This window comes from Pseudorhodoferax sp. Leaf267 (genome assembly GCF_001422405.1).
In the GTDB taxonomy this organism is placed as follows: Bacteria; Pseudomonadota; Gammaproteobacteria; order Burkholderiales; family Burkholderiaceae_C; genus Pseudorhodoferax.
Map to the genome: position 1 here is coordinate 1 of NZ_LMMV01000022.1, position 12,812 is coordinate 12,812.

Consider the following 12,812-nt stretch of genomic DNA (forward strand, 5'->3'; position numbering starts at 1 on the left):
CCGATGGGCGCGACCTTCATGATGTAGCCCACGATCACGAACAGCACGTGCGAGAACTTCTCGATGAAGTCGAACACCAGCGTGCCGCGCCCGCCAAACTTGTGCAGCGCGAAGCCGAACATCACGGCAAACAGCAGCACCTGCAGGATCTCGCCCTTGGCGAAGGCATCGACCACGGTGTTGGGGATCACGTGCAGCAGAAAGTCCACCGTGCCCTGCATCTGGCCCGGCTTGGTGTAGGCGGCGACCGAGTTGGCGTCCAGCTGGCTCACGTCCACGTTCATGCCCACACCGGGCTTGACGATGTTGATGATGACCAGGCCCACGATGAGCGCGATGGTGGAGACGATCTCGAAGTACAGCAGCGCCAGGCCGCCGGTCTTGCCGACCTTCTTCATGTCCTCCATGCCGGCGATGCCGACCACCACGGTGCAGAAGATGATGGGCGCGATGATCATCTTGATCAGCTTGATGAAGCCGTCGCCCAGCGGCTTCATGGCCGCGCCGGTCTCTGGCCAGAAATGCCCGAGCAGCACGCCGATCACGATGGCGGTGATGACCTGGAAGTACAGGCTCTTGTAGAAGGGTTGCGAAACCGTTGGGTGGTCCATGCCGCTGTGGGCGGTGTCTGACGGACAGGGGTGATCCTAGGGAGAACCCGGTNTCATGGCCGCGCCGGTCTCTGGCCAGAAATGCCCGAGCAGCACGCCGATCACGATGGCGGTGATGACCTGGAAGTACAGGCTCTTGTAGAAGGGTTGCGAAACCGTTGGGTGGTCCATGCGGGTCTCCTTGGGTAGTGTCAGGCTGCGCGGTGGGAGTGGGCGTCCACAACGGCCAGCGCCGTCATGTTCACGATACGCCGAACGGTGGACGAAGGGGTGAGGATGTGCACGGCACGCGCGGCGCCCAGCAGGATGCCGCCCACCGTGATGCCGCTGCCGGCCGCCACGCGCAGCAGGTTGTAGGAGATGTTGGCCGCGTCCACGTTGGGCATGACCAGCACATTGGCTTCGGCGGTGAGGCCCGAGTCGGGGAACTCGCGGTCAAGGATGGGCTTGGACAGGGCCGCGTCGCCGCGCATTTCGCCCTCGATGGCGAGCTCCGGGTCCTGCGCCTGGACCAGGGCCAGCGCGTCGCGCATCTTGAGGGCCGAGGGCGCGTCGGAGCCGCCGAAATTGGAATGCGACAGCAGCGCCACGCTGGGCGTGATGCCGAAGCGGCGCACTTCCTCTGCGGCCAGCAGCGCGATCTCGGCGATCTGCGCGGCGTCCGGGTCGCGGTTCACGTGCGTGTCGCAAATGAACAGCTGGCGGCCCGGCAGCATCAGCATCTGCATGGCGGCCATGGTCTTGCTGCCGGGGCGCAGGCCGATCACGTCGCGCACATGGCGCAGGTGCTCGCCGTAGCTGCCCAGCGTGCCGCACAGCATGGCGTCGGCCTTGCCCTGGCGCACCAGCATGGCGGCCAGCAAGGTGCTGCGGCTGCGCATGTAGGCCTGGGCCACCTCGCGCGAGATGCCTTCGCGGCGCTTGATCTCGTAGTAGCTCACGGCGGCCTCGCCATGCACGCCCTGGTCCTGCGGGTCGACGGCCTCGCAGTCGGTGCCCAGCGTGAGGCGCAGGCCGAACTGCGCGATGCGCTCGGCGATGACGTCGGGCCGGCCCAGCAGCAGCGGGTAGGCCAGGCCTTCATCCACCACCACCTGGGCGGCGCGCAGCACGCGCTCGTCTTCGCCCTCGGCATAGACCACGCGCTGGGGCGCGTTCTTGGCGGCGGCGAACAGCGGCTGCATGCTGCTGCCCGACTGGTAGACGAACTGGCTCAGCCGCTGGCGGTAGGCACGCATGTCGGCAATGGGCCGCGAGGCCACGCCGCTGTCCATCGCGGCCTGGGCCACGGCGGGCGCCACGGCCTCGATCAGGCGCGGGTCGAAGGGCTTGGGGATCAGGTAGTCGCGGCCGAAGCGAAGGCCGACCGCGCCGTAGGCCTGGGCCACGACCTCGGGGATCTCGGCGTGCGTGAGGTCGGCGATGGCGTGTACGGCGGCCAGCTTCATCTCCTCGTTGATCGTGGTGGCGCCCACGTCCAGCGCGCCACGGAAGATGAACGGGAAGCACAGCACGTTGTTGACCTGGTTCGGGTAGTCCGAGCGGCCGGTGCCCAGGATGGCGTCGGGCCGCACGGCCAGCGCGTCCTCGGGCAGGATCTCGGGCGTGGGATTGGCCATGGCCAGGATGATGGGGTCGCGCGCCATGGCCTGGACCATCTCGGGCTTGAGCACGTTGCCGGCCGACAGGCCCAGGAAGATGTCGGCCCCGCCGATGATCTCGGCCAGCTGGCGGGCCGAGGTGTCCTGCGCGTAGCGGGCCTTGTTCGGGTCCATCTGCTCCTTGCGGCCCGCATACACCACGCCCAGGCTGTCGGACACGGTGATGTTGCGCATGGGCAGTCCCAGGCTCACGATCAGGTCCAGGCAGGCCAGCGCGGCAGCGCCGGCGCCCGAGGCCACGAGCCTGACGTCGGCGATGTCCTTCTTCACATGGCGCAGTGCGTTCAGGATGGCGGCCGCGGCCACGATGGCCGTGCCGTGCTGGTCGTCGTGGAACACCGGGATCTTCATACGCTCGCGCAGCTTCTTCTCGATGTAGAAGCACTCGGGCGCCTTGATGTCTTCCAGGTTGATGCCGCCGAAGGTGGGCTCCATGCGCGCGATGGTGTCGATCAGCGCGTCGGGGTCGTTCTCGGCCAGCTCGATGTCGAACACGTCGATGCCGGCGAACTTCTTGAACAGACAGCCCTTGCCCTCCATGACCGGCTTGCCGGCCAGCGGGCCGATGTTGCCCAGGCCCAGCACGGCCGTGCCGTTGGTGATGACGGCCACAAGGTTGGCGCGCGAGGTGAGGTTCATGGCCTCGGCCGGGTCGCGCACGATCTCCATGCAGGCATCGGCCACGCCGGGGGAATAGGCCAGCGCCAGGTCGCGCTGCGTGGCCATGGGCTTGGTCGGGTTGACCGAGATCTTGCCGGGGGTGGGGTAGCGGTGGTAGTCGAGCGCGGCGTCGCGCAGGGTGTCGTCGGACATGGAGGTTCTCTGGGTTGGTTTTGGTGGATCAGCGGGTGCGGGCCAGCCAGTGCTGCAGCACGCGCAGCAGGGCGGCGGGCTGGTCGGCGTGCACCCAGTGGCCGGCATCGGCAATGCTCTGCAGCGCGGCGCGCGGGAACAGCGCCTGGATGCCGGGCACGGCGCTCGGCGGCACGTAGTCGGAATCGGCGCCGTGCACGAACAGCGCCGGCCCGTCGTAGCGGCCGTTGCGCAGCGCATCGGGAAAGCCGCACAGCTCGCCCATGCACAGGCTGGTGGCCATGAGGTTGATGCGCCAGTCGAAGCGCTCGCCCTGGCGGCGCAGGTTCTGCAGCAAAAAGTCCACCGGCGCCGTGGGGCCCAGCTTTGTCGCCAGCGCCTGCTGCAACTCGCGCCGGCTGGTGGCGGCGGCCACGTCCAGGCTGCGCATGGCCTGCACGTAGGTGCTGAACTGGTCCGCATAGGCCTGCGGCGCGATGTCGATCACGGCCAGGCCGGCGATGCGCTGCGGGTCGGCCAGGGCCAGCGCCATCGCGGTCTTGCCGCCCATGCTGTGGCCGATCACGAAGGGGTGCTCCAGCCCCTCGCGTTGCATCAGCGCTGCCACGTCCAGCGCCATGTCGGCATACGACATGCTGTCGGACCAGGGTGATGCGCCGTGGTTGCGCGCGTCGGGCAGGATCACGCGGTGGTTGGCCGACAGCGCCTGCGCCATCTGCGTCCAGTTGCGCCCCGCGCCGAACAGGCCGTGCAGGATGACGACGGGCGGGCCTTCGCCCAGCGACTCGAACGCTAGCTCGACCGGAGTGCTCATTTCTTCTTTTGCGGCGGCAGGTCGGTGCAGTGGCCTTCGAAGACCTCGGCCGCCATGCCGATGGACTCGCCCAGCGTGGGGTGCGGGTGGATGGTCTTGCCGATGTCGCCGGGCTCGCAGCCCATCTCGATCGCCAGGCACACCTCGCTGATCAGGTCGCCCGCATGCGTGCCGACGATGCCGCCGCCCACGATGCGGTGCGTGGCCTCGTCGAACAGCAGCTTGGTGAAACCCTCGTCGCGGCCGTTGGCAATGGCCCGGCCCGATGCGGCCCAGGGGAACACGGCCTTGCCGATCTTGAGGCCCTCGGCCTTGCACTGCTCCTCGGTCTTGCCGGCCCAGGCGACCTCGGGGTCCGTGTAGGCCACGCTGGGGATCTGGCGCGCGTCGAAGAACGCCGGCTGGCCGTTGGCCGCCTCGGCCGCCACATGCGCCTCGTGCACGGCCTTGTGCGCCAGCATGGGCTGGCCGACCACATCGCCGATGGCAAAGATGTGCGGCACGTTGGTGCGCATCTGCTTGTCGACGTCGATGAAGCCGCGGTCGGTGACGGCGACGCCGGCCTTGTCGGCAGCGATCTTCTTGCCGTTGGGGCTGCGGCCGACGGCCACGAGCACCAGGTCGTAGACCTGCGGCTCTTTCGGCGCCTTCTCGCCTTCGAAGCTGACCTCGATGCCGGCCTTCGTTGCCTTGGCGCCAACCGTCTTGGTCTTGAGCATCACGTTGTCGAAACGCGGCGCGTTGACCTTCTCCCAGACTTTCACGAGGTCGCGGTCCGCGCCCTGCATCAGCCCGTCCAGCATCTCGACCACGTCGATGCGCGTGCCCAGCGTGGAATACACCGTGGCCATCTCCAGCCCGATGATGCCGCCGCCGATCACCAGCATGCGCTTGGGGATGGATTTCAGCAGCAGCGCGCCGGTGGAGTCGACCACGCGGTCGTCCTCGGGCATGAACGGCAGCTTCACGGCCTGCGAGCCGGCCGCGATGATGGCCTTGGCGAACTTGACCACCTTCTTCTTGCCGTCTGCCGCCAGCACCTCGACATGGTGCGCATCGAGGAAGCTGCCCACGCCGGTCACCACCTCGACCTTGCGCGCCTTGGCCATGCCGGCCAGGCCGCCCGTGAGCTTCTTGATCACGCCGTCCTTGAAGCCGCGCAGCGCGTCGATGTCGACTTCCGGTGCGGCGTACTTGATGCCGTGGTGGCCCAGGTTCTTGACTTCGTCCATCACGGCTGCGGTGTGCAGCAGGGCTTTCGATGGGATGCAGCCCACGTTGAGGCAGACGCCGCCCAGCGTGGCGTAGCGCTCGACGAGGACGGTTTTCATGCCCAGGTCGGCGCTGCGGAAGGCCGCGGAGTAACCGCCGGGGCCGGCGCCGAGGACGAGGACTTCGCATTCGATATCGGCCTTGCCGGCATAGCTCCCTCCCCCTTTGGGGGAGGGCTGGGGTGGGGGCGCCTGGCCACTGGCCGGGGCTGGTGCAGGCGCCGCTGCCCCCACCCTACCCTCCCCCAGGGGGGGAGGAGACGAGGCAGCCGCCCCCGCCGCCTCGACCACCAGCACCACCGTCCCCTCGCTCACCTTGTCCCCCAGCTTGACCTTCAGCTCCTTCACCGTGCCCGCATGGCTCGACGGAATCTCCATCGACGCCTTGTCCGACTCCACCATCAAGAGCCCGGTGTCCACCGCGATGACCTCGCCCGGCTTCACCAGCAGCTCGATGACGGCCACATCCTTGAAGTCCCCGATGTCGGGGACCTTGACTTCGACTAGTGCCATGGGGAAACCTCAGAAGAGAACTCGCCGCAGGTCGGCGAGCACGTTGGCGAAATGCACGTTGAAGCGCGCGGCGGCGGCGCCGTCGATCACGCGGTGGTCCCAGGAGAGGGACAGCGGCAAGGTCAGGCGCGACGTGTACGTCTTGCCATCGCTGGAGTGCTGCTTCCAGTAGCTCTTGCACACACCCATGATGGCCACCTCGGGCGCATTGATGATGGGCGTGAAGTAGATGCCGCCGATGCCGCCCAGCGAGCTGATGGTGAAGGTGCCGCCCGACATCTGGTCGGGCTTCAACTTGCCGTCGCGCGCCAGCTTGGCCAGCTCGCCCATCTCCTTGGCGATCTCGGGCACGGTCTTCTGGTCCACGTCGCGGATCACCGGGACCATGAGCCCGTTCGGCGTGTCGGCCGCGAAGCCGATGTGCCAGTAGTTCTTGAGCACCAGCGCGTCACCGTCCAGGCTGGCGTTGAACTCGGGGAACTTCTTCAAGGCCGACACGGCCGCCTTCATCATGAAGGGCAGCATGCTGATCTTGACGCCGGACTTTTCCAGCTCCTTGTTCATCTGCACGCGGAACTGTTCGAGGTCGGTGATGTCGGCCTCGTCGTGCGTGGTGACGTGCGGGATGACCACCCAGTTGCGGTGCAGGTTGGCGCCCGAGATCTTCTTGATGCGCGAGAGCTCCTTGCGCTCCACGGGGCCGAACTTGGCGAAGTCGACCTTGGGCCAGGCCAGCAGGTCCAGGCCGCCGCCACCGCCGGAGGCGGCGGCCGAAGCGGACTTGGCGGCTGCGGGGGCGGCTGCTCCACCGCCGCCCTTGGCGAAGGCTTCCACGTCGGCGCGCACGATGCGGCCATGGTCGCCCGTGCCCTTCACATGGCCCAGGTTCACGGCGAGTTCACGCGCCAGCTTGCGCACGGCCGGGCCGGCGTAGGCCAGCGCGAACGCGGTCTCGTCGATGCCGGTGCTGGCGGCGGCTGCGACCGGCGCTGCAGCTGCGGGCGCGACCACAGGTGCAGGCGCCGCAGCAGCCACCGGCGCTTCGCCGGTCGCCAGCACCAACACTACCGTGCCCTGGCTCACCTTGTCGCCCACCTTGAGCGCAATCGACTGCACCACACCCGACAGCGGCGCGGGCACGTCCATGGTGGCCTTGTCGGACTCCAGCGAGATGATCGGCTGCTCGGCCTTCACCGTATCGCCCACCTTCACGAAGATCTCGATGACCGGGATGTCGCTGAAGTCGCCGATGTCCGGCACGCGCACCTCGGCCACGCCGGCCGGCGCGCTGGTCGCAGAGGGCGGAGCCGTCACGCTGGGTTTGGCGGCCTCGGCGGGGGCGGCGGCAGCCGCGCCCTCGGCCTGGAACGTCATGATCACGCTGCCCTGGCTGACCTTGTCGCCCAGCTTCACGCCGATGGACGCGACGACGCCGCCCTGCGGCGCGGGCACTTCCATCGTGGCCTTGTCGGATTCGAGCGAGATCAGCGGGTCTTCGGCCTTCACCGTGTCGCCGACCTTCACGAAGATCTCGATGACGGGGATGTCGGTGAAGTCGCCGATGTCCGGCACCTGGATGTCGATGGTGTTGCTCATGGTGTTCTGCCTCACACGGTCCAGGGGGCGGCGCGCTCGGCGTCCAGCCCGTACTTCGTGATCGCCTCGGCCACGACGGCCGGCTTGATGATGCCGTCGTCGGCCAGGGCCTTCAGCGCGGCCACGACCACGTGCCAGCGGTCGACCTCGAAGAAGCGGCGCAGCTTCTTGCGGTAGTCGCTGCGGCCGAAGCCGTCGGTGCCCAGCACGGTGTAGCGCCGGCCCGCGGCCTGCACGTATTCGCGCACCTGGTCGGCGTAGTTGCGCATGTAGTCGGTGGCAGCGATGACGGGGCCGTCGTGGCCCTCCAGGCACTGCTCCACGTAGCTCTTGCGCGCCGGCTCGGTGGGGTGCAGCCGGCTCCAGCGCTCGGCGGCCATGCCGTCGCGGCGCAGCTCGTTGTAGCTGGTGGCGCTCCACACGTCGGCGGCGATGCCGAAGTCGGCCTTCAGCAGCTCGGCTGCGAACATCACCTCGCGCAGGATGGTGCCGCTGCCCATGAGCTGCACGCGCTGGCCCTTCTTCTTCTCCTTGCCGCCATCGCTGAGCTGGTACAGCCCCTTCAGGATCCCCGCCTCGCTGCCCTCGGGCATGCCGGGGTGCGGGTAGTTTTCGTTCATGAGGGTGATGTAGTAGTACACGTCCTCCTGCTCGGCGTACATGCGGCGCATGCCGTCGCGCACGATGGCCACCACTTCGTAGGCGAAGGTCGGGTCGTAGCTGATGCAGTTGGGGATGGTGCCGGCCAGGATGTGGCTGTGCCCGTCCTCGTGCTGCAGGCCTTCGCCGTTCAGCGTGGTGCGGCCGGCGGTGCCGCCCAGCAGAAAGCCGCGCGCACGGATGTCGCCCGCCAGCCAGGCCAGGTCGCCCACGCGCTGCAGCCCGAACATCGAGTAGTAGATGTAGAACGGGATCATGGGCACGTTGTTCGTGCTGTACGAGGTGGCGGCCACGATCCAGCTGGACATGGCGCCCCCTTCGTTGATGCCCTCCTGCAGCACCTGCCCGTCCTTGGACTCGCGGTAGTACATGAGCTGGTCGGCGTCCTGCGGCTTGTAGAGCTGGCCGAGCGAGGACCAGATGCCGAGCTGGCGGAACATGCCTTCCATGCCGAAGGTGCGCGACTCGTCGGGCACGATGGGCACGACGTGCTTGCCGATGTTCTTGTCGCGCACGAGGGTGCCCAGCATCTGCACGAAGGCCATGGTGGTGGAGATCTCGCGCTCGCCGGTGTCCTTGAGCAGCCGCTCGAAGGTGGCCAGCGGCGGAATCTCCAGCGCCGTGGACTTCTGCCGGCGCTGGGGCAGGTAGCCGCCCAGCGCTGCGCGGCGCGCCTTCAGGTACTGCATCTCCGGGCTGTCGTCCGGCAGCTTGATGAAGGGCATGTTGGGCAGGTCTTCATCGGACACCGGGATCTGGAACCGGTCGCGAAAGCCGCGCAGCGCGTCCTGCGTCATCTTCTTGGCCTGGTGGGCGATCATTTGGCCCTCGCCCGATTCGCCCATGCCGTAGCCCTTCACCGTCTTGGGCAGGATCAGCGTGGGCTGGCCGGTGTGCTTGACGGCTGCGGCGTAGGCGGCGAACACCTTCTCGGGGTCGTGGCCGCCACGGGTCAGGCTCCAGATCTCGTCGTCGCTCATGTCGGCCACGAGTGCGCGCGTCTCGTCGTACTTGCCGAAGAAGTGCTCGCGCACATAGGCGCCGCTCTTGCTCTTGAAGTCCTGGTACTCGCCGTCCACGCACTCTTCCATGCGCTGCAAGAGCTTGCCGCTCTTGTCGGCCGCGAGCAGCTTGTCCCAGCCGCTGCCCCACAGCACCTTGATGACGTTCCAGCCGGCGCCGCGGAACACGGACTCCAGCTCCTGCACGATCTTGCCGTTGCCGCGCACCGGGCCGTCCAGCCGCTGCAGGTTGCAGTTGATGACGAAGACCAGGTTGTCCAGGCTCTCGCGGCCCGCCAGCGAAATGGCCCCCAGCGATTCGGGCTCGTCCATCTCGCCGTCGCCCATGAAGGCCCAGACCTTGCGCGGCGCCGTGTCGGCCAGGCCCCGGCCGTGCAGGTACTTGAGGAAGCGCGCCTGGTAGATCGCCATCAGCGGGCCCAGGCCCATGGAGACGGTGGGGAACTGCCAGAAGTCCGGCATCAGCCAGGGATGCGGGTACGAGGGGATGCCGTTGCCGTCGGCCTCCTGGCGGTAGTTCAGCAGCTGCTGCTCGGTGAGCCGGCCTTCGAGGAAGGCGCGGGCGTAGATGCCGGGCGAGCTGTGGCCCTGGATGAACAGCAGGTCGCCGCCATGCGTGTCGGTTGCCGCATGCCAGAAGTGGCCGAAGCCGATGTCGTACAGCGTGGCGGCAGACTGGAAGCTCGCGATGTGGCCGCCGAGTTCGCTCGACTCCTTGTTGGCCCGCAGGATGATGGCCATCGCGTTCCAGCGGATGATGGAGCGCAGCCGGTGCTCGATGGCGCGGTCGCCGTTGGACTTTTCTTCGCGCTCGGGCGGGATGGTGTTCTTGTAGGCCGTGTTGAGCGATTTGGGCACATAGAGCCCTTCGCGCCGGCCCACGTCGACCAATCGGTTCAACAGGTCATTGGCGCGTTCGGGGCCGCGGTGCTGCTGCACGGCGCCGAGTGCGTCCACCCACTCGCCGGTTTCCAAGGGATCGGGGTCACCCATCATGCTCATTGCGTGTCTCCTGAGATCGAGCTGCGTCCGGCGTCGGATGACGCGGGCGGCGGATCTCGTTTGCAATGCGCATGCCACGTATCGCGCGGCCGAAACAAGGGATTAAGTCATTGATTCTGAAGAAAGTTTTTCGCCGCGTGCAGGCAGACAGGCCGACATTCCAGCAAGAGGGCGGCGGTAGCGTCCGGCGCGTCGGACAGACGTGTTGGGGAAAACCCTTTGCCGTTGCGACTGATAGCCGGAGCAATCGCTCACGGGAAACATGCGAAGCACTTGATTCCTTTAGAGTCTTCGCTTCCTGCACTCCCATCTCGAAGGGCATCGCGATGCACGTCGTCAATGTTTCTTTTCTGAGGAACAACCCCAGCCGAACGCTACGCTGCGCGCGCGATGACCTCGTCGTGGTCATGCGCCGCGACCAGCCAGACGCCGTGATGATCGGCCTGCAGTCGGGCAAGCTACTCGCCGAGCCCGGTGTGCGCGCGGCATTGGCCACGGCGCTGTTTCGCGCCGGTGGCCTGTCTCTGGCGCGTGCTGCCCGCATGGCGCAGATGCCGCTGGCCAGCTTCATCGCTCATGTGTCGCGGCTGGGAATCTCCGTGGTGGACCATGACGAGAGCGAAGTCCCGCGCGATCTGCAGACGCTGGACGAGTGGCTCACTTCGTCCTGCGCGGTGCCAGCCCCGAGCAGTCTGGGGCAGGGCTGATCCTCTGATGAAAGAGCGCGCCAGCCGTGCCATGGCGACAAAGCAGGGCTGTTAAGGAAACCGCACCACCACGCACAACCCCTGCCCGCTGGCCGCCGTCTGCAGCTCCGCCAGCGCCCCGTGCCGCTCGCAGATCTGCCGCACGATGGCCAGCCCCAGGCCGCAGCCGTCGCTGAGTGCGCCGTTCACGCGGTAGAAGCGGTCGAACACCTTGGCGCGGTGTTCCGGCGCGATGCCGGGGCCGTTGTCCTGCACCTGCAGCAGCGCCTGGCCGTCGGGCGCCTGGCCCACCGACACGGTGATGGCGCCGCCGCGTGGCGTATAGCGGATCGCGTTGTCGGTGAGGTTGCTGACGAGTTCGCGCAGCAGCAGCGCCTGGCCCTGCACCGGCGTGGCGCCGCTGTCCTCGAAACCGAGCTCGACGCCCTTGTCCAGCGCGTTCGGCAGCAGGTCGAAGGTGGCACCGCGCGCAATCTCCACCAGGTCCACGCGCTCCGTCGGCATCAGGTGGCCGGGCTCGCTGCGCGCCAGCGCCAGCAGCTGGTTGATGGTGCGCGCCGTCATGTCGGTGGCGTCGTGGATCTCGGCCACGATGGCGCGCATGCGGGCCACGTCCTGCTGCTGCAGGGCCAGCGCGGCCTGGGTCTTGAGCACGGTCAGCGGCGTCTTGAGCTGGTGCGAGGCATCGGCGATGAACTGGCGGTGCGCTTCGTTGAGCTGGCGTTGGCGTTCGGTGTGCAGGTTCAGCGCCTCGATCAGCGGCGCGACCTCGCGCGGCACGGCCCGGGCGTCGATGGGTGTCAGGTCGAACTCGTCGCGGCCGGCGATCTCGCGGCGGATGCGGCGCAGCGGCTCCAGCCCGCGGCGCACGCCGAAGGTGATCAGCAGGGCGGCCGCCGCGATCAGTGTGAGCTGCGTGAGAGCCGAATCGAGCAGGATGCGGGTGGACATGGCCTGGCGCGCCGCCGTGGTCTCGGCCACCTGCACCAGCACCGGGCCGAGCCCGCGCTCCTCGTACAGCGGCCGGCGCACTGCCACCATGCGGATGGCCTCGCCCTGGTAGCGCGCGTCCTCGAACACCGGCTGGTCGCCCTCGAGCGCCGCCGCGGGGCCGGGCAGGTCTTCGTGGCCGGTGACGACCATGGCGGGGCGCTCGCTGGAGACCTTGTAGAAGACGCGGTCCTGCGCGCGCGTCTCCAGCATCTCCAGCGCGGCATAGGGCAGGTCCACCGAGAACGCGCCATCGCGCACCATCACGCGTTCGGCGATCGCCAGCGCCGAGCCGGCCAGCGTGCGGTCGTAGGCTTCGTTGGCCTGCGCGATGCTGCGCGCGTAGTCCAGATGGAAGCCGATCGCCCACACCAGCGCCAGCGGCAGCAGCAGCCAGCGCAGCAGGTGGTTACGCAGGCGCATCGTCGGCGCGCTCCAGCAGATAGCCCAGGCCGCGCAGCGTGCGGATGCGGGTGCCGGAATGCTCCATGCGCTTGCGCAGGCGGTGCACGTACAGCTCGATGGCCTCGGGGCTGATGGCCTCGTCGAGCGAGCACAGCTGGTCGATCAGCGTCTTCTTGTCCACCGGGCTGCCGGGGCGGGCCATCAGCGCCTCCAGGATCGCGTGCTCGCGCCCCGGCAGCGGCAGCGGCTGCGCGTCCACGCTGAACAGCCGGCTCACCGTGTCGTAGCGCAGGCGCCCCAGCTCGAACACCGAATGGGCACGCCCGGCCCGGCGCCGGGCGATGGCGCGCACGCGGGCCACCAGTTCCTCGGGGTCGAACGGCTTGGCCAGGTAGTCGTCGGCGCCGGCGTTCAGGCCCCGCACGCGGTCGGCCGTCTCGCCGCTGGCGGTGAGGATCAGCACCGGCACCTCGTCGCCGCGCGCGCGCAGCACGCGCAGCAGCTCCATGCCGCCCATGCGGGGCAGTTCCAGGTCGAGGATGACGGCGTCGTACTCCTCGTGCGTGAGCAGTTGCTCGGCATGCAGGCCGTCGCCCACCGTGTCGACCACCAGGCCCGCCTCGGCCAGCCACGCGCTGAGGGAGCGGACCAGCCGGGCGTTGTCTTCAACCAGCAGCAGACGCATGGCGCATGATGTCCTTCAGAAAAACGGGCGCGGGGCGTCGAGATAATGCCCGCGACAACGGA

9 protein-coding genes are annotated in these 12,812 nt (G+C 68.1%); 1 reads left to right on the plus strand and 8 read right to left on the minus strand.

The annotated features are described in order from the left end of the window. From ASF43_RS19850 to aceE, 6 genes are all read right to left on the minus strand, one after another. Window positions 1-611: cation:dicarboxylate symporter family transporter (locus tag ASF43_RS19850; RefSeq protein WP_156373442.1), on the minus strand; the 611-nt coding region annotated here is incomplete at its 3' end. A 191-nt stretch (window positions 612-802) separates the two neighbouring features. Further along, window positions 803-3,085, minus strand: a complete 2,283-nt coding sequence (locus ASF43_RS19855) for an NADP-dependent malic enzyme (protein ID WP_056184648.1) — start codon at window positions 3,083-3,085, stop codon at window positions 803-805. A 28-nt stretch (window positions 3,086-3,113) separates the two neighbouring features. Beyond that, window positions 3,114-3,899 (minus strand): alpha/beta fold hydrolase, encoded by a 786-nt coding sequence (locus ASF43_RS19860; RefSeq protein WP_056184650.1) that lies wholly within the window; start codon window positions 3,897-3,899, stop codon window positions 3,114-3,116. Then, window positions 3,896-5,683: a dihydrolipoyl dehydrogenase gene (lpdA, locus tag ASF43_RS19865; RefSeq protein ID WP_056184652.1), complete on the minus strand. Its 1,788-nt coding sequence runs from the start codon at window positions 5,681-5,683 to the stop codon at window positions 3,896-3,898. Before lpdA ends, ASF43_RS19860 begins: the two co-directional genes overlap by 4 nt. A gap of 9 nt (window positions 5,684-5,692) precedes the next feature. Further along, window positions 5,693-7,279: a dihydrolipoyllysine-residue acetyltransferase gene (gene aceF, locus ASF43_RS19870; protein ID WP_056184654.1), complete on the minus strand. Its 1,587-nt coding sequence runs from the start codon at window positions 7,277-7,279 to the stop codon at window positions 5,693-5,695. A gap of 11 nt (window positions 7,280-7,290) precedes the next feature. Beyond that, complete coding sequence (gene aceE, locus ASF43_RS19875; RefSeq protein ID WP_056184655.1) at window positions 7,291-9,963, minus strand: pyruvate dehydrogenase (acetyl-transferring), homodimeric type; 2,673 nt, start codon at window positions 9,961-9,963, stop codon at window positions 7,291-7,293. A gap of 110 nt (window positions 9,964-10,073) precedes the next feature. Here aceE and ASF43_RS31410 point away from each other — a divergent pair, with 110 nt between their 5' ends. Continuing rightward, window positions 10,074-10,670 carry a UPF0175 family protein gene (locus tag ASF43_RS31410; RefSeq protein WP_200932576.1) on the plus strand — a complete coding sequence of 199 codons (597 nt, stop codon included), beginning with the start codon at window positions 10,074-10,076 and terminating at the stop codon, window positions 10,668-10,670. A gap of 51 nt (window positions 10,671-10,721) precedes the next feature. Here the strand turns inward: ASF43_RS31410 and ASF43_RS19885 are convergent, their stop codons facing one another. Both ASF43_RS19885 and ASF43_RS19890 read right to left on the minus strand, forming a co-directional pair. Continuing rightward, on the minus strand, window positions 10,722-12,083 hold the full coding sequence (locus ASF43_RS19885; RefSeq protein WP_056184659.1) for a sensor histidine kinase: 1,362 nt from the start codon (window positions 12,081-12,083) through the stop codon (window positions 10,722-10,724). Continuing rightward, complete coding sequence (locus ASF43_RS19890) at window positions 12,070-12,750, minus strand: response regulator (RefSeq protein WP_056184661.1); 681 nt, start codon at window positions 12,748-12,750, stop codon at window positions 12,070-12,072. The genes ASF43_RS19885 and ASF43_RS19890 overlap by 14 nt, the downstream gene beginning before the upstream one ends. Between the last annotated feature and the right edge of the window lie 62 nt (window positions 12,751-12,812).